The 17332-nt window shown below is 54.9% G+C and carries 15 protein-coding genes; 2 read left to right on the top strand and 13 right to left on the bottom strand.

All coding sequences use genetic code 11. The features are described from left to right. Positions 1-87: 87 nt before the first annotated feature. The 8 genes from uvrC to BVC71_RS00550 form a co-directional block, all read right to left on the bottom strand. Entirely contained in the window at positions 88-1950 is a 1863-nt protein-coding gene (uvrC, locus tag BVC71_RS00590; protein ID WP_086449702.1) for an excinuclease ABC subunit UvrC, read from the bottom strand. 294 nt (positions 1951-2244) lie between these two features. Then, the gene (locus BVC71_RS00580; protein ID WP_086449700.1) at positions 2245-3021 is read right to left on the bottom strand and encodes an SDR family oxidoreductase; all 777 of its coding nucleotides are present in this window, start codon (positions 3019-3021) and stop codon (positions 2245-2247) included. A gap of 13 nt (positions 3022-3034) precedes the next feature. Next, positions 3035-3973, bottom strand: a complete 939-nt coding sequence (locus BVC71_RS00575; RefSeq protein WP_086449699.1) for a calcium/sodium antiporter — start codon at positions 3971-3973, stop codon at positions 3035-3037. A 168-nt stretch (positions 3974-4141) separates the two neighbouring features. After that, the gene (locus tag BVC71_RS00570) at positions 4142-4933 is read right to left on the bottom strand and encodes a S49 family peptidase (RefSeq protein ID WP_086449698.1); all 792 of its coding nucleotides are present in this window, start codon (positions 4931-4933) and stop codon (positions 4142-4144) included. A 42-nt stretch (positions 4934-4975) separates the two neighbouring features. Beyond that, on the bottom strand, positions 4976-5737 hold the full coding sequence (locus BVC71_RS00565) for an ABC transporter permease (RefSeq protein ID WP_086449697.1): 762 nt from the start codon (positions 5735-5737) through the stop codon (positions 4976-4978). Next, entirely contained in the window at positions 5734-6663 is a 930-nt protein-coding gene (locus tag BVC71_RS00560; protein ID WP_086449696.1) for an ABC transporter ATP-binding protein, read from the bottom strand. Before BVC71_RS00560 ends, BVC71_RS00565 begins: the two co-directional genes overlap by 4 nt. Positions 6664-6755: 92 nt before the next feature. Beyond that, positions 6756-7580: a tryptophan synthase subunit alpha gene (trpA, locus tag BVC71_RS00555; protein WP_086449695.1), complete on the bottom strand. Its 825-nt coding sequence runs from the start codon at positions 7578-7580 to the stop codon at positions 6756-6758. A gap of 62 nt (positions 7581-7642) precedes the next feature. Further along, positions 7643-8302: a YcbK family protein gene (locus tag BVC71_RS00550; RefSeq protein WP_133064467.1), complete on the bottom strand. Its 660-nt coding sequence runs from the start codon at positions 8300-8302 to the stop codon at positions 7643-7645. 136 nt (positions 8303-8438) lie between these two features. Here BVC71_RS00550 and ilvD point away from each other — a divergent pair, with 136 nt between their 5' ends. Both ilvD and BVC71_RS00540 read left to right on the top strand, forming a co-directional pair. Then, positions 8439-10274: a dihydroxy-acid dehydratase gene (gene ilvD / locus BVC71_RS00545; RefSeq protein ID WP_086450617.1), complete on the top strand. Its 1836-nt coding sequence runs from the start codon at positions 8439-8441 to the stop codon at positions 10272-10274. 121 nt (positions 10275-10395) lie between these two features. Further along, positions 10396-11238: an EamA family transporter gene (locus BVC71_RS00540; RefSeq protein ID WP_086449693.1), complete on the top strand. Its 843-nt coding sequence runs from the start codon at positions 10396-10398 to the stop codon at positions 11236-11238. A 235-nt stretch (positions 11239-11473) separates the two neighbouring features. Here the strand turns inward: BVC71_RS00540 and BVC71_RS00535 are convergent, their stop codons facing one another. The 5 genes from BVC71_RS00535 to BVC71_RS00515 form a co-directional block, all read right to left on the bottom strand. After that, the gene (locus tag BVC71_RS00535) at positions 11474-12487 is read right to left on the bottom strand and encodes an oligopeptide/dipeptide ABC transporter ATP-binding protein (protein WP_086449692.1); all 1014 of its coding nucleotides are present in this window, start codon (positions 12485-12487) and stop codon (positions 11474-11476) included. Next, on the bottom strand, positions 12487-13452 hold the full coding sequence (locus BVC71_RS00530) for an oligopeptide/dipeptide ABC transporter ATP-binding protein (RefSeq protein WP_086449691.1): 966 nt from the start codon (positions 13450-13452) through the stop codon (positions 12487-12489). The genes BVC71_RS00535 and BVC71_RS00530 overlap by 1 nt, the downstream gene beginning before the upstream one ends. Before the next feature lies 1 nt (position 13453). Next, complete coding sequence (locus BVC71_RS00525; protein WP_086449690.1) at positions 13454-14383, bottom strand: ABC transporter permease subunit; 930 nt, start codon at positions 14381-14383, stop codon at positions 13454-13456. Between the two features lie 10 nt (positions 14384-14393). Then, complete coding sequence (gene oppB / locus BVC71_RS00520; protein WP_086449689.1) at positions 14394-15317, bottom strand: oligopeptide ABC transporter permease OppB; 924 nt, start codon at positions 15315-15317, stop codon at positions 14394-14396. A gap of 68 nt (positions 15318-15385) precedes the next feature. Then, the gene (locus BVC71_RS00515) at positions 15386-17017 is read right to left on the bottom strand and encodes a peptide ABC transporter substrate-binding protein (protein ID WP_086449688.1); all 1632 of its coding nucleotides are present in this window, start codon (positions 17015-17017) and stop codon (positions 15386-15388) included. Positions 17018-17332: the final 315 nt, after the last annotated feature.

Here is a 17332-nt window from a genome sequence, read left to right as displayed (position 1 = left end):
GAACCCGAACGAACAGCCCTAAACCCGAGGGCCCCAAAAGGCCCGAGACAAAAAGAACGCGGCGCAGCCGCACCTTTTGGAAACAGATCAGCCGTTTTCGTGAAAATGCGCATATATCGTTTCGGCCAAGGCATCCGATATCCCTTCGACCGCTTTTAAATCGGCTAGATTCGCGCGACTGACCGCTTTCGCACTACCGAAATGCGCCAAAAGCGCGCGTTTGCGGGTCGCGCCAACGCCATCGATATCGTCCAATGGATTTGCCATTGACGATTTCGCCCGCTTTGCGCGGTGTGTGCCAATCGCGAACCTATGCGCCTCGTCCCGCATGCGCTGAATGAAATACAGAACAGGGTCATTACGTTGCAACGCAAATGGCCGTTCGCCGGTTCGATAAAACTCCTCTTTACCGTGATCGCGGAATTCGCCTTTGGCGACACCGACCATAGCAACGTCCTCGACGCCCATTTCGTCCAGAATTTCCTGAACCGCCGAAACTTGCCCTGCACCACCGTCGATTAACAGCAAATCGGGCCACATGCCTTGGGTTCGATCGGGGTCTTCTTTCAAAAGGCGGCTGAACCTGCGGGTTAGCACTTCTTTCATCATGCCAAAGTCGTCGCCGGGGGTTAGACTATCGCCTTTGATGTTAAATTTCCGATATTGGGATTTCAAAAACCCTTCGGGACCAGCCACGATCATAGCGCCCACCGCATTCGTGCCTTGGATGTGGCTGTTATCGTAAACCTCAATCCGTTCGGGCGGCCCATCCAGATCAAATGCTTCGGCGATCCCGCGCAACAGTTTCAGCTGTGTCGCGCTTTCTGACATGCGGCGCGCTAGACTTTCTTTGGCGTTTCGCGCTGCGTTCGCGACCAACTCGGCCTTTTCCCCGCGCTGGGGAACGGTGATTTCGACCTTACGCCCTGCTTTTTCCGCCAATGCAGCCGACATAAGGTCTTCGTTATCCAAACCATGCGACAGAACAATTTGCTTTGGCGGCTCTCGATCCGAATAAAACTGCCCAACAAAGGCTTCCATCACTTCTGACAAATCTTCGTCACCTGTGATGCGCGGATAATAATCGTGATTGCCCCAGTTCTGGTTTGCTCGGATGAAAAAAACCTGAACGCAGGCCTGACCGTTTTCTGTATGCAGAGCGATAATGTCGCCTTCGGACACAGTGCGCGGATTGATCCCTTGGGCCGTTTGCACTTGGGTCAATGCCTTGATCCGGTCACGCAGCGCCGCGGCACGCTCAAACTCCATGGCCTCGCTCGCGTCCATCATCTGTTTGGCTAACGCCTCTTGGATATGGGCCGTTTTACCAGACAGGAAATCTGCCGCGTCTTTTACCGCAGCGCCATATTCAGCCGCGCTGATCTTGCCAACACAAGGCGCGCTGCATCGTTTGATCTGATACTGCAAACATGGACGCGTGCGCGTTTCAAATTGGCTATCTGTACAGTTGCGCAAAAGAAAAACGCGTTGCAACTGGCTCAGCGTTCGGTTCACCGCCCCAGCGCTGGCAAAGGGGCCGAAATACTGGCCCTTTTCCTTTTTCGCACCGCGATGTTTTTTGACCATCGGAAATTCGTGGCCCGTCACCAAAACGTTCGGAAAAGATTTATCGTCGCGCAACAATACGTTGTAGCGCGGCTTCAGCTGTTTGATGAGGTTCTGTTCCAGCAGAAGCGCTTCGGTTTCGGTGCGCGTTGTCAGAAACATCATCGAAACAGTTTCAGAAATCATTCGCGCAATGCGGGCCGAATGATTTCCCGGGCGGGCATAATTACTGACCCGATTACGCAAATTACGTGCCTTACCGACGTACAAAACCCGACTTTCAGCGTCCAGCATTCGGTACACGCCGGGCGATCCGTCTAGGGTTTTCAGGTACTCCGCGATCCGGTCATATCCGGTTTTTTCTGCGGGCGAGTCATTGGTCATGTAACAGATCCGTGATTCTGCGTGGCGCTGCAATGTTACAAAGGCAGGCGCAAGAGGAAAGGCATCCACTGAATCTGTGGATAACTCTGTTGGTAAATTATGGGCATCTAGAAAAAACCCTTAGTTTTCTGGCCCCTCAGCTATTTGCACAAAAAATAAGCACAGTTTCAAACCATTGGAAACAAATGATATTTTTATTCACCATGCTTATTTTAGAGCAGTGATTTTCCAACGTGACACTTTCATGTCAGCTTGGCCCATCGGTGCACAACTTGTCGCAGTTGTCGGAAAAACTCACTCTACGCCCAAGATATCTGGCGTTTCCCAGCACAAATGCTGACCACCATCCACGCACAAAAGCTGTCCTGTGATCGCCGGCGAATCGATGAAGTATCCTAATGCCGCGCAAATATCGGACGGATTTGCGCCGCGCTGCAGAACCGTTGCTTTTCGTTGAGTGTCAAAATGTTGACGGCTTTGACGTGCGCCCTGCAGCGTCGGACCCGGCCCGATTGCATTGACCCGAATTTTTGGAGCCAAACCTTGGGCCGCAGTTTGTGTCAATGCCCACAAACCCATCTTAGCGATTGTGTAGGTCGAAAATTCAGGAGTCAGCTTGCGTACACGCTGATCGATCATATTGACGATCAACCCTTGGGCGACTGGTTCGTCCATTTCATCCATTACGGGATCAGGTATTTGCGTCGCCATCGCCTGTGTCAGCACATAAGGCGCGCGCAAATTCGACTCCATATGTCGGTCCCACTTTTCACGGGTCGCCGTATGAATATTGTCGTATTCGAAAATCGAGGCGTTGTTGACCAGACAGGTAATCGGCCCACCCAACGCATCAGCCGCTGCGGGCAACAGGCCCTGAACCTCTGCCTCGTTCAGCAGGTCAGCCTGAATGGCAATGGCATTACGACCCTTTTCTTTGATCGCATTGACTGTTTCATCCGCGCCATCACGGCTGGTCGCGTAGTGGACGGCGACATCATATCCGCGGTCCGCCAAATAAATCGCCATCGCCTGACCTAGGCGCGCCCCAGCCCCCGTTACCAATGCCCGCATGGTTATCCTCCGATCACAACAGAACGAACAGATAGGCCAGATATAGCGCGGTCAAGATCACGCCGCTGACACGCGTCAAATCACGGCGCATGAACACAAACGGGATCAGCAAAAGCGATGCCGCCAGCATGACCCACAAATCAAACTGCAAGAAATTCGGATCAACAGGAATGGTGCCGAACAGCGTCGAGATGCCGATGATCGCCAGCAGGTTAAACATGTTCGAACCGATCACGTTACCCAGCGCAACGTCCGCCTGTTTACGTACCACAGCCATCACAGTTGTCGCCAATTCAGGCAGCGACGTACCAATTGCAACCAGCGTTAGACCGATCACCGCTTCGCTGACGCCATAATGCAACGCGATATTGGTTGCGCCTTCGACCAATAGGTTTGCGCCCAATGGCAGGCCGATCAGACCAGCAACCAAAAAGAACCCGATTTTGGGCCATGTGATGTCAGGGTCAGCGCCTTCGACCTCTTCTTCTAATGCGGCACGTTCAGCGCGGTGCTGCATCGCGCCATAAACGGCGTGACCAATCATGGCCGCCAGCGCGAGCAGCAAGACAATACCTTTGACCCAATTCAGCGGCCCCATGAAACATAGCGCGATGAACAAAACGGACGCAAATATCATCTGCAAATACGACGCGCGCGTATCGTGATGGCTGGTGTGCATGGTCGCAATCAACGCGGGGATACCCAAAACCAGCAGGATATTTGCAGTATTGGACCCGACAACGTTACCCAAAGCCAATTCAGGAACATTATCCATGATCGCCTTGATCGAAATCAGCAGTTCAGGCGCAGACGTTCCGAATGCCACAATTGTCAGCGACACTACTAGCGCAGGGATACCCACCCGCAAGGACAGGTTTACCGCACCTTTGACCAGCGCATCGCCGGCCAGCAACAATAGTACAAGGCCGATAACGGTATATACCCAATCCATCCCGAGTTATTCCTTTTTGCAGGCGCAGGGGCCTTTACCAATTCTAAATCGCCCGCATTTGGGGCATTTTGCATTCTGAATTCGTTTCTGGCCGGGGTATTTCAACCGCCCAAACATGGCCAAAACGACCATGACGATCAGAAAAATGGAAACGACGCGGAACAGCATTTACAGACCAAACCGCCCGAATGCTGCGCGTTCTTCGATAGTGTCCACTACGCCCGAAATGGCCGATGCCCCGAACCGTAACGCCAGCGGTTTGCGCGGCGCGTAACGGCGGAAACTGACGTCTTTGCCAAATTTGTCTTTCATAAATGGCACCAGATGCCCGATGCCATCGGCTAGGCCCAGCTCAACTGCCTTGTCACCGACCCAAATTTCGCCGGTAAACAGGTCCTGATCCGCGTTCAATTTCGCCCCGCGGCGCGATTTGACGTGATCAATGAAATACCCGTGCAGATCGGTCAGCCAGCCTTTTAGGCGGCTCACGTCTTCGGGATTTTCGGGTTTGAATGGATCCAGCTGCGATTTCGACGTCCCAGCGGTGTAAACGCGGCGTTCAACGCCATAGCGGCCGATCAGGTCGCTAAACCCGAACCCCGCCGAAATCACGCCAATCGATCCCACGATCGACCCGCGATCCACGTAAATTTCATCGGCAGCACAGGCCAGCCAATACCCGCCCGAGGCAGCGACATCTTCGACGAATGCGTAGACGGGAATGTTCTTTTCATCGGCCAAACGGCGGATACGTGCAGCGATCAGCGACGATTGCACAGGCGATCCACCCGGCGAATTGATCTGCAGCGCGACCGCATCGGGTTTGCCGCGAAACGCTTTTTCAATGACTGCCGATAGGCTGACGTCATCCAATCCGCGCGATGAATTTGAAATCGCGCCCTGCAATCGAACGACTGCAACGCGCGGGCCTGATTTAACAAATGGGATCCAGCGTTTCATAAGGGGACAGATAGTCTGCCCCCCCATGTCAAACAAGCCGCCTTAGTCCCGAATGCGCCAACCAGTGCGGAAAATCCACGCAATGGCGCCCAGACACAACGCGGTAAAGCCCGCAATCGCGATCAACGATATCGCAACAGGCACATCCGCCTGTTCAAAGAACGACCAGCGGAACCCCGAAATCAGGTAGTGAACGGGGTTAAACAGCGTCACGATTTGCCAGAACGGCGGCAACATCGACGTGCTGTAGAAACTGCCGCCCAAAAACACCAGCGGCGTGATGATCAGCAGCGGGATCAGCTGCAACTGTTCGAAATTGCCCGCCCAGATGCCGATGATGAACCCCAGCAAAGCAAACGACAAACAGGTCAGCAGCAAAAACGCCACCATCGCCAGCGGGTGCGCGACCTGTACATCGACGAAAAAGAACGACGTCGCAAAGATGATCGCGCCGATGATTAACGCTTTGCTAGCGGCGGCGCCGACATAGCCGATGGTTGCCTCTAGGAAATTTACGGGCGCGGACAGAAGTTCATATATCGACCCCGTAAATTTTGGAAAATATATTCCAAATGATGCGTTTGTGGTGGCCTGCGTCATCACCGATAGCATGATTAATCCAGGCACGATGAACGCGCCGTAGCTGACGCCTTCGACCTGATCGATACGGCTGCCGATGGCCGCGCCGAACACCACGAAATACAGCGAAGTCGAAATGACGGGCGCTAGAAAGCTTTGTTTATACGTGCGGAAAAACCGTGCCATTTCGGTCAGGTAGATCGCTTTGATTGCAGTTAGGTTCATGCTGCGTCTCCTTTGACCAGACCGACAAAGATTTCCTCTAGGCTGCTTTGACGGGTTTCTATGTCGGCCAATTGCAGGCCCACGGCGTTCAGATCATTCAGCAACGCGGTGATGCCCGTCCGATCCGCGCGCGTGTCGTAGACATAGCGCAGCGCGTTTCCGTCCAGCACGATTTCCAGATCATAGCGATCCAGTCCCGCAGGAATTTCGGTCACGGGGGACGCCAGATGAATGCGCAGTTCCTTTTGGCCCATGTGTTGCATCAGTTCGTCCTTGCGTTGGACCAACATGATCTGCCCGCCGTCGATCACCGCGATGCGGTCGGCCATGGCTTCGGCCTCTTCGATGTAATGGGTGGTCAGGATGATCGTGACGCCCGTTTTGCGCAGGTCATCGACGACGTTCCACATGTCTTTGCGCAGCTCAACATCCACGCCAGCGGTCGGTTCGTCCAAAAACAGAACGCGGGGTTCGTGCGATAGCGCTTTGGCGATCAAAACGCGGCGTTTCATACCACCCGACAGCGCCATGATTTTCGTGTCGCGTTTGTCGGCCAGACCCAGCTGTTTCAAAATATCTTCGATATAGGCGTCATTGCGCGGTTTACCGAACAGGCCCCGCGAATAGCGCACGGCATTGAACACGGTTTCAAACGCATCCAGCGACAATTCTTGCGGCACCAGCCCGATCATCGACCGTGTTTGGCGAAATCCACTGATAATATCGTGCCCGCCAACAGTTACAGAGCCCGACGTCGGCATGGTGATCCCGCAGATCGTCGAAATCAGCGTGGTTTTGCCCGCGCCATTCGGGCCAAGCAGAGCGATGATTTCGCCCTCTTCAATATCCAGATTAACGCCCTTGAGCGCCTGAAACCCGCCATCATAGGTCTTTCGCAGGTCTTTGACCTGAACGATGGGTGCCATATTGCGCCCTCCCTTTTTCTATTCGGTCAAAGAAATAGCCCGCCAGATGCTGACGGGCCACCAATAGTTTTGTGCGAAGGTGCGCAGTCGGGTTACGCCTTGGCGCGGCGAACCCCGTCAGCCAGTTCGGTGACCAGCGCGTTGACCGACGATGCGGTCGCATCGGTCGCTTTGTCGCCGTCATAGGTTGCCGTGATTTCATTGATCAGCGCAGTACCAACAACAACACCGTCCGCATGTTCGCCCAGCGCCGCCGCGTGTTCACCTGTTTTCACGCCAAAACCAACGACGATCGGCAGGTCGGTGTATTTGCGGATACGATCCAGAGCGCGCGACACGGTCGAATAATCAGGCGTTGCCGAACCGGTGATGCCGTTGATCGACACGTGGTACACAAAACCAGACGAGTTTTTCAGGATCACAGGCAAGCGTTTGTCGTCTGCGGTTGGTGGGATCAGACGGATAAACGCCAGACCAGCCTTTTGAGCTGGAATGCACAGTTCGTCGTCTTCTTCGGCGGGCACGTCGACGATGATCATGCCATCAACGCCAGCCTCTTTCGCGTCGGCCACGAATTTTTCAGGGCCGTAGCTGTAGATCGGGTTGTAATAGCCCATCAAGATCACAGGGGTGTCGGGGAATTCCTTGCGGAACTCAACGACCTGCGCCAACGTCTTTTTCGTGGTTTGGCCAGCGTCCAATGCACGCAGACCAGCAGCCTGAATGGCGGGACCATCTGCGACAGGATCAGTGAACGGCAGACCGAATTCAACGATATCCGCGCCAGAACGCGCCACGTTTTTTAGGATTTCCAGACCCGTTTCTGCATCGGGGTCGCCAGCCATGGTGTAGGTTACCAGAACAGGGCGGTTTTCGGCGCGGGCTTTGGCAAAGCAGGCGTCAATGCGGGCAGTCATCGGTGTCGGTCTCCTTAGCTTTGCAACGGCTTTAGCAGGAATAACACCGCTTGCAAATGCGATCAGACAGCCGTGCCCCAAAACCGTACGCGGCCCGTATCAATATGGACAAAGCTGGAATAGCCACCCACCCCGCCGATATCCAAGTCCTTGGCCAGTAAAATGGTTTGCGGAATTCCAACGCCGGGCAGACTAAAATCAATTGCCTTGGCCTGAATATGCAGCGAATTGCGCGCCGCATTCACACCCGACGCCCGCAATGCGTCATTGGTGGCCTGACTACGGTATCCTGACAGGAACCGCACATTGCCCGAAAACCCGTTTCGACGAGCGCGCTGTTGAATTTGCAGCAATCCCAAAATCGCATTCGGATCTATTTGGGCAACCTCGTTTCGGCGCCAGTCCCGCATAAAACGATTTACGCGCGCTAAACCATCGTGATCGAAACCTGTCGCGCTGACGGGCTGAACGCGCAGCGTTTCTTCGGTGTGGACGTTATACATAGACAAGGTCGGATTACCTGTCGGTAGTTCAATTTCCGCAGGCCGCGCACGTGGCGCCGCAACAGGTTCGGGTTCAAGGTCATGTTTTTCATACAATGAAAACCCGCCCGACATGTCGATCAACGGACCAGAGGCCCCTGACAACAGCCCCGACCCCGCCATGGATGGCGTTGCAGCCATTCCGGCCAATACACCTGCTATGAACTGACGACGATCCAAAGATGATCCTTCTAATCCGATTCAAAGTTGCCATTTGAATGCAAGATGCAGGCCAATCTTCAAAAAAGTGTTGATGCCCTGTTCAATTGCGCCCCTTCGCTGTATCACGGGCGCGCGCAAACAAATGGACAGCCAGATGCCTTATTACCGTTCCCGCAAATCCACCCATGGCCGCAACATGGCAGGTGCCCGTGGCCTATGGCGTGCAACCGGCATGACCGACAGCGACTTTGGCAAGCCGATTATCGCTGTTGTGAATTCGTTCACCCAGTTCGTTCCCGGTCACGTTCACCTTAAAGACCTAGGCCAAATGGTCGCCCGCGAAATCGAAAACGCAGGTGGTGTCGCCAAAGAATTCAACACCATTGCAGTCGATGACGGCATCGCAATGGGCCACGATGGTATGCTGTATTCGCTGCCTAGCCGTGAAATTATTGCGGATTCGGTCGAATACATGGTGAACGCGCACTGCGCGGACGCAATGGTGTGTATCTCGAACTGTGACAAGATCACTCCGGGTATGATGATGGCGGCAATGCGCCTGAACATCCCTGTGATTTTCGTATCCGGTGGCCCGATGGAGGCCGGCAAAGTCACCATCGACGATCTGGAACATTCGCTGGATCTGGTTGACGCAATGGTTGCCGCAGCCGACGACAGCTATTCCGACGAAGAAGTCGACGCGATCGAAAAAGCCGCCTGCCCGACCTGCGGGTCGTGTTCGGGTATGTTCACCGCGAACTCCATGAACTGTCTGGCCGAAGCGCTGGGTCTGGCGCTGCCGGGCAACGGTTCGGTTCTGGCAACGCACGCCGACCGCAAGGAACTGTTCCTAGAGGCAGGTCGCCGCATCGTCGACATCACCAAACGCCACTACGAAGGCGAAGAAAAAGGCCTGCTACCACGCGACATCGCGACATTCGAAGCGTTCGAAAACGCTATGTCTCTGGACATCGCAATGGGCGGTTCGACCAACACGGTTCTGCACCTTTTGGCTATCGCGCACGAAGGCAAAGTTGATTTCACCATGGCCGACATGGATCGTCTGTCGCGCAAGGTGCCATGCCTGTCCAAGGTCGCACCAGCCAAAGCAGACGTCCACATGGAAGATGTCCACCGCGCGGGCGGCATCATGGGCATCTTGGGCGAACTGAACCGCGGCGGCCTGCTTCACGGCGATGTTTCGACCATCCACTCTGCCTCCATGAACGAAGCGATCGCAAAATGGGACATCGTCACATCGAACGATCCAAAGATTAACGAATTCTATCGCGCGGCCCCTGGCGGCGTTCGCACGACCGAAGCGTTTTCGACCCAGAACCGTTACAAGGAACTGGACAACGACCGCGAAGGCGGCGTGATCCGCTCGGTAGAACACGCGTTTTCCAAAGACGGCGGTCTGGCTGTTCTATACGGCAACATCGCGCTGGACGGCTGCATCGTGAAAACCGCAGGTGTGGACGATTCCATCCTGAAATTCACAGGCACCGCCAAAGTCTACGAAAGCCAAGACGACGCAGTGAACGGCATCCTGACCAACAAGGTCGAGGCTGGCGAAGTCGTGGTCATCCGCTACGAAGGCCCACGCGGCGGCCCAGGCATGCAGGAAATGCTGTACCCAACGTCTTACCTGAAATCCAAAGGACTGGGTAAATCCTGTGCGCTGCTGACCGACGGTCGTTTCTCGGGTGGTACTTCGGGCCTATCCATCGGCCACGTGTCCCCAGAGGCGGAAGAAGGCGGTCTGATCGGTCTGGTTGAAACCGGTGACACCATCGAAATCGACATCCCGAACCGCACAATCAATCTGGCCGTAGACGAAGCAACGCTGGCTGCCCGCCGCGAAGCCAAAGGCCCGCTGCCTTGGAAACCAGCAGAGCCACGCAAGCGCGCCGTTTCGACCGCGCTAAAGGCATACGCGATGCTGGCATCTTCGGCGGCTAAAGGCGGCGTTCGCATTCTGCCTGAATAACACGCGGAAATTTGATATTTTGATCCAGAGGCCCGTCGCGATTTTCGCGGCGGGCCTTTTGTATTGAGCGGCCTCACGCATCGAATAAGGTTAGTGCGAATTAATTAGTGAGGCTGCCACGATGGACAGTCATGTTTACGCCGCCGTTTTATTAGCAGCCTTGTTACACGCAGGTTGGAATTCCGTCCTGAAAATCGGGTTGGACCGCCTGTCGACTGTCTACATGCTATCGCTGGTCCAAGCTGCGATTGCGATCCCAATTCTACCCTTTATCGATCCGCCGACATGGTCCGCTACGTGGCCATGGCTGGTACTGGCAGCAGTGCTGCATACAGGCTACAAGGTTTTCCTGATCCAAGCCTACGCCCATGCCGATCTGAGCCAAGCATACCCTTTGGCGCGCGGCACTGCGCCATTGATCGTCGCGGTCGTTTCGGCGGCGTTTTTGGGGACGCAATTCACATCGTTATCCGTGTTGTCGATTGCGCTCATTTCAGGCGGTGTCATCGTTATGGCTGTTGGCGGCAAAAGCGCAAAACCCATAAACGGTCGCGCCCTATTCTACGCATTCGGGACGGCCGCATTTACGGCCAGTTACACTTTGGCTGACGGCATGGGCGCACGGGCGTCTGGATCGGCCTCTGCGTTCATCTTGTGGATGGTCATTGGTGATGCCATCGGGATGACCATCTACACATTGACAGTCCGCAAACGTAGCCCTTGGACTGCCATAGCCACAGCATGGAAACCAGGGCTGGTGGCTGGGGCAATGTCACTGGGATCATACTGGATCGCGATCTGGGCCTTTACCGTCGCTCCCATCGCTTTGGTCGCCGCATTGCGGGAATCTAGTATATTATTTGCGGTATTGATTGCCGCCGTAATTCTGCGGGAAAACGTCACGCTTTGGCGTTGGATTTCAGCGGCGGCGATTGCCGTCGGTGTTATCACCATGAAAGCCTGACCCGCGCAGGATCAATCACACATTCGCTGTTTAATCGATTTTGGAATCAAAGCCCCCGATCCGCTCAGCTGCTTGGCGATCAGATCGGGGGGCTTTTTGCCTTATGACAATTGGTCCTCCTCCAAAAACCAACCGTCCGGCTATCCTGACTAATCAGGGACGTAGCGAGAGGCTGGCCTATGTAAGTGCAACTGTCAAACCCTTACCGCGATAATTCGTCGCTGCACCGCAGCAATTAAACCGCTGTAAGTGTTGAATTTTCCAGCTGATTATACCATGGACAAGCCACCACATGATCGCCCCCGACGACGTGATATTCAGGCCGGTCGCCGGCACATGCCGGGCGCGCAAAGGGGCAGCGGGTCCGAAAAACACATCCGGATGGAGGGGCCAAAGGTGACGGTAATTCCCCTTGTATCATCATAATTTTACGCGATTTTTCGCGCTCTGGGTCTGGGATCGGAACCGCAGAAATTAATGCCTGAGTGTAGGGATGCGCGGGATTTTGGACCAATTGTTTGGCGCCTGCCTGCTCCATCAAACGGCCCAGATACATCACCGAAATACGGTCTGAAATATGCTTTACCACGCTTAGATCGTGGGCGATGAAAATCATCGAAAGACCCAAATCTTTTTGTAAACGTTTTAGCAAATTTACAACCTGCGCCTGTACTGAAACATCTAACGCAGACACAGGTTCATCGCAGATCAACAATCGCGGGCGTAGAATCAGTGCCCGAGCGATTCCAATGCGTTGGCACTGACCACCTGAAAACTCGTGTGGATAGCGATTGACCAGATTGGGCAACAGGCCAACCATCTCCATCATCTCTTGGACACGGGTACGGACCTCTTTGCGGGGTAGTGATGGTTCGTGCGTGATCAGCGGTTCGGCGATGATATCACCAACGGTCATACGCGGATTCAGTGCGGCCAATGGGTCCTGAAATACCATTTGGATTTCGCGGCCATATTTGCGGCGCTGAACAGGGGACAGGGCCCCTAGATCCTGCCCGTCAAACATGACTTTACCAGACGAAATAGGTGCAAGCCCAATCACAGCGCGGGCGGCGGTGGATTTACCAGAACCGGATTCCCCGACCAGCCCCAGACATTCCCCCGGAGCCAGATCAAAGTTGATCCCATTGACCGCGTGCAATTTCCGCGGAGCCGTCCAAGGCCAGGCACCTGGGCGCGGCACGTCAAAAGTGACCGTCAGATCACGAACAGAAAGCAATGCATCGGACATTATGCGACCTCGTCTAATGTGGCGTGACAGGCGCGGCGGCGGTCGCCGAAAACGTCGATCTCTGGGCGCTGGTTTTGACAGCGGTCTTTGGCAATCGAACAGCGTGGACAGAACGGGCAGCCCGCAGGCAGGCGCGACATGTCAGGCGGTTCGCCCGCGATGGTGCGCAGTTCATCTTCGTCCACGTCGAAACGCGGCACCGCTTGCAACAGGCCCTTGGTGTAGGGGTGTGCTGGTTTTGCGAACAGTTGGTCGGTGGGGGCTTCCTCCATAACCTGCCCGCCGTACATGACCATCGTGCGATCACAGAAACCTGCAACGACGCCCAGATCGTGGGTAATCAGAATAATGCCCGTCCCGAATTCTTTGCGGATATCGCCGAACAAATCCATGATCTGCGCCTGAACGGTCACGTCCAGCGCGGTCGTAGGTTCATCCGCGATCAGCAAACGCGGACGACACAGCAGAGCCATCGCGATCATGATCCGTTGCCGCATCCCGCCCGAAAATTCATGGGGGAACATGTTGATCCGCGCCTTTGCATCGGGGATGCGCACGGCGTCGAGCATTTGGGCCGCCTCGGCCACGGCGGCGGATTTTGACATGCCTTTGTGTAGGGTCAGCACCTCGGCCATTTGGTCCGAAATCCGCATGTAAGGGTTCAGCGACGTCATCGGATCCTGAAAGATCATCGCGATCTCTTGGCTGCGGATGCGGTTCAGTTCCTTTTGTTTCATCGTCAAAAGGTTCTGACCGTCAAACAGCGCCTCGCCCTTTGCAGTGCCATTGCGGGCCAATAGACCCATCGCGGCGAATGCGGTCTGACTTTTGCCAGAACCGGATTCGCCCACGATGGCTAGCGTTTCGCCCTCTTCCACGGAAAAGGACACGCCGTTGACGGCATTTACGAAACCGTCGCCTGTTTTGAATGTGACCGACAGGCCATTTACGTCTAACAAAGCCATATTATCGATCCTTGGGGTCTAATGCGTCGCGCAGGCCATCGCCGACAAAGAAAAAGGCGTAGAGCGTTGCAAGAAAGAAAAAGAGCGGGAAAGCGATCATCCACGGCGTGCCGCGATTCAGCTGGCTGGCGCCATCATTGATCAGCGCGCCCAGCGACGTCATCGGTTCCTGAATGCCTAGGCCCAGAAAGCTGATAAAGCTTTCGATGATGATCAGTTCAGGGATCAACAGGGTCGCGTAAACGATCACCACACCAGCAAGGTTCGGCACGATGTGGCGCACGATGATGGTGAATGGTTTAACGCCGCTGGCGATGGCGGCCTCGACGAACTCTTTGTTTTTGATGGTCAGGGTTTGGCCGCGCGCAATACGCGCCATGTTCAGCCATGAAATCAGGCCGATACCCACGAACAGCATGAACACAGAGCGGCCAAAGATCACCAGCAGAAGGATGATCACGAACATGAATGGGATCGCCATCAGGATATCGACGATCCGCATCATGATGCTGTCGACGCGGCCACCAAAATAGCCCGCGATCGCGCCGTACAACGTGCCGACCACAACTGACACGAGCGATCCGATCACGCCGATCATGATCGACACGCGAATGCCCTGAACGGTGCGTTGGTACAAATCGCGGCCTTCTTTTTCCAAACCGAAATAGTGGCCGTTTTCGATGGAGGGTCCGCCCAATTCTTTGATATTTCCGCGCAGCATGAAATCCACAAAAGCAGGGTCATGGCTGGATAGAAACTGCCCAAAGAACGCGAAGATCAAGATCAAACCCAGTACAAACAGCGAAATGACAGCAGCGCGGTTGCGGGCAAAACGGCCCATCGCGTCGCGCCACAGGCTGCGGCCTTTGACTTCGCTGCGGTGGGCGGCGTTCAGAATATCGTCGGCGGTGTTACATCCGGTTGCTAACATTGTTGGCTCCTTAGTAACGGATTTTGGGGTCGATCCATGCGTACAGCAGGTCGACAATCAGGTTGAACAGAATGGTCAGCACGCCCATCAGGATCGTGATGCCCATCATCACCGAATAGTCACGGTTGAACGCCGCATTGACGAAATAGTACCCAATGCCGCCCGTCGAAAAATAGACGTCGACCAGAACGGACCCCGTGATCATCAGAACAAAGGCTGGCCCGATATAGGACAGCACAGGCAGCAGCGCAGGTTTCAGCGCATGGCGGAAAATGATGCGGCTGGTGGGCAAACCTTTCGCCCGCGCGGTACGGATGTAGCCGGCGTTCAGCACCTCTAACATCGACGAACGGGTGATCCGCGCAATCGACGCCATGTAGGACGTGGACAGCGCGATCACAGGCAGCACGACATATTGCCATTGCCCGCCATTCCAGCCGCCCCCCGGCAACCAGCCCAGCCACAGCGTGAACACGATCACCAGCAGCGGCGCCATGACAAAGTTCGGCAGCGACTGCGCGCCGATGGAAATGCCAACGGCCAGATAATCTAGCCAACTGTTGTGTTTCACCGCCGCGGCAATGCCCAACGACACGCCCGAAATCACGGCGACCACAAAGGCCCAGAAACCGTATTTCAGGGTCACAGGGAAACCCTGCGCGATGATGTCAGAAACCGAACGGTCGCGATATTTGAACGACGGTCCGAAATCGAAATGGACGACAATGTTGTAAATGTAGTCCGTAATCTGTTTCCAATACGGCTGATCCAGCCCGTATTTGGCTTCGATATTTGCCAGAACAGCGGGCGGCAACGGGCGTTCGGCATTGAACGGGCCACCGGGTGCAGCAAACATCAGGATAAAGGAAATGACGATCAGCAAAAGGATCGTCGGAATCGCCACCGCAAGACGGCGCATGGTAAAGGCGAACATTATGTGCCCCTTGGTCTGCGTGGGTTACGCCCCCAATAGGGGCGCAACCTGAGTTGTTTTAGGATGGATTATTCAGCGACTTTGTACAGCAGGCTGGACTGCCAGTTGTTCTGCACGTTGTCGAATGGCCAACCTTTGACCGACTCGTCCATCAGGAACGCGGATGCGTAGTGATAGATCGGGATGATCGGCATATCTTCGGCGATGATATGTTCGATTTCGGTATAGTTGGCGGATGGGTCTTCCATCGTTTTGGCAGCAGCCAGCAGTTCATCGACGGCAGGGTTGTTATAGCCCGCATCGTTGTAGCCCGATTCCGAATCCATCAGGTCAAGGAAGGTCGACGCTTCGTTATAGTCGCCACACCAACCTGCGCGGCTGATTTCGAACTGGCCGTTGCCGCGTGCCTCTAGGAATGTCTGCCATTCCATGTTGCCCAGCGTGGTGTCGATGCCCAGCGTCTGTTTCCACATCTGGCTGATTGCGATCGCGACGGATTTGTGCGCCTCGGATGTGTTGTACAGGATTTCAACGGACAGTGGGTTGTCTGCGCCGTAACCAGCCTCGGCCATCAGGGCCATTGCTGCCTCATTACGTTCCGCTTGGGTCATTGCGGCGGCGGGAACCTCTGGCACATCAAACCCTGCGGTCGCGCCGGGGGTGAATGTGTAGGCAGGGGTTTGGCCTGCGCCCAGAACGAATTCGGTGATGATGTCACGGTCAATCGCCAACGACAGAGCCTGACGCACACGCACGTCTTTGGCCCATTCAGGCGCATCGTCGCGGACGTTGACGTTGTAATAATACGAACAAAGTTCAGGCACCGAATATACTTCGCCTGGGTATTCTTCGCTCAGCGACGAAAATTGGCCTGCTGGGACGGTTTCGGTTTTGTCGATTTCGCCTGCGATCCAACGGTTCAACGCTTGGTTTTCGTCGTTGATGATGACGCGGTTCACGGTTTCGATAATAACGTTTTCCGCGTCCCAATAGGTATCCGATTTGGTACGGACCAATTTTTCCTGCGGGTTATATTCGGTCATCACATACGCGCCGTTCCCGACAAAGTTTTCGGGGCGCATCCACTGATCGCCGTGCGCTTCGACCACGTGTTGCGGCACTGGGAAGGTTGTGGTGTGGGTGACCATCTGCGGGAAATACGGCAGAGGGTTTGTCAGGGTCACGACCAAGGTGTGATCGTCAGGTGCCGACACGCCCAAGGTCGATGGATCAGCCTCGCCCGCAATAATTTCGGAAGCGCCTTCGATCGACATCAGTTCAATGAACCATGCGTATGGCGATGCGGTTTCAGGGTTCGCCGCACGTTGCCACGCGAACACGAAATCATTGGCGGTCACGGGGGTGCCGTCCGACCACATCGCTTCGGGGCGCAGGGTAAAGGTGTAGGTCAGTTTATCTTCGGACACTTCGTATCCGGTGGCGACGGCTGGTATCACGTTGCCTTCGCGGTCCTGCATCATCAGGCCTTCGAATAGGTCGCGGGTGACGGCCGAACCTTCGACGTCTTCTACCAGACCTGGGTCAAACGATGGGGAATCGTCGATAGTCGCATAGGTAAAGGTTTGGTCATCGGCCAACGCTTCGCCAGTGACGGGATGGGTGCCAGCGGCAAATGCCATGCTGGCCGACAGGACCAATGCGGTCACTGCGGTGGATGATAGTGCAATTGTTTTTTTCATGAGATTATTCTCCCTGCTTAGACGGCTTAGCCGCTCTATGGCGTGCCGTTCGTCTATTCGAACGGTCATAGGAGCCATACTTTTGATCAAACGATAAAAGCGCAACATCTAAATGCAGCATTTTTCACCAATCATTCAAAAATTGATCATAAATCCCTTACGTAAAGTGCAACCATGCGAAGTGCACATTATTCAGGCACAGGGATAAAGGTTGAACAAAGTTGATCGACCTACTGTTGCGATTCGCCACAAAGCAACAACAGTTGGGCACAGCTGCGTTCCAGCTGCGCGACGATTTGAATACATAGATTAGGA

Origin of the sequence: Marivivens niveibacter (assembly GCF_002150005.2) — a bacterium.
Lineage (GTDB): Bacteria > Pseudomonadota > Alphaproteobacteria > Rhodobacterales > Rhodobacteraceae > Marivivens > Marivivens niveibacter.
Note: the sequence above shows the minus strand (reverse complement) of the source record. Positions and strands in the feature narration are given on the sequence as shown.

Bases quoted from the DNA above. Each gene is read 5' to 3' on its own strand.
- uvrC (WP_086449702.1), bottom strand. From the start codon at position 1,950: ATGACCAATGACTCGCCCGCAGAAAAAACCGGATATGACCGGATCGCG.
- BVC71_RS00580 (WP_086449700.1), bottom strand. From the start codon at position 3,021: ATGCGGGCATTGGTAACGGGGGCTGGGGCGCGCCTAGGTCAGGCGATG.
- BVC71_RS00575 (WP_086449699.1), bottom strand. From the start codon at position 3,973: ATGGATTGGGTATATACCGTTATCGGCCTTGTACTATTGTTGCTGGCC.
- BVC71_RS00570 (WP_086449698.1), bottom strand. From the start codon at position 4,933: ATGAAACGCTGGATCCCATTTGTTAAATCAGGCCCGCGCGTTGCAGTC.
- BVC71_RS00565 (WP_086449697.1), bottom strand. From the start codon at position 5,737: ATGAACCTAACTGCAATCAAAGCGATCTACCTGACCGAAATGGCACGG.
- BVC71_RS00560 (WP_086449696.1), bottom strand. From the start codon at position 6,663: ATGGCACCCATCGTTCAGGTCAAAGACCTGCGAAAGACCTATGATGGC.
- trpA (WP_086449695.1), bottom strand. From the start codon at position 7,580: ATGACTGCCCGCATTGACGCCTGCTTTGCCAAAGCCCGCGCCGAAAAC.
- ilvD (WP_086450617.1), top strand. From the start codon at position 8,439: ATGCCTTATTACCGTTCCCGCAAATCCACCCATGGCCGCAACATGGCA.
- BVC71_RS00540 (WP_086449693.1), top strand. From the start codon at position 10,396: ATGGACAGTCATGTTTACGCCGCCGTTTTATTAGCAGCCTTGTTACAC.
- BVC71_RS00535 (WP_086449692.1), bottom strand. From the start codon at position 12,487: ATGTCCGATGCATTGCTTTCTGTTCGTGATCTGACGGTCACTTTTGAC.
- BVC71_RS00530 (WP_086449691.1), bottom strand. From the start codon at position 13,452: ATGGCTTTGTTAGACGTAAATGGCCTGTCGGTCACATTCAAAACAGGC.
- BVC71_RS00525 (WP_086449690.1), bottom strand. From the start codon at position 14,383: ATGTTAGCAACCGGATGTAACACCGCCGACGATATTCTGAACGCCGCC.
- oppB (WP_086449689.1), bottom strand. From the start codon at position 15,317: ATGTTCGCCTTTACCATGCGCCGTCTTGCGGTGGCGATTCCGACGATC.
- BVC71_RS00515 (WP_086449688.1), bottom strand. From the start codon at position 17,017: ATGAAAAAAACAATTGCACTATCATCCACCGCAGTGACCGCATTGGTC.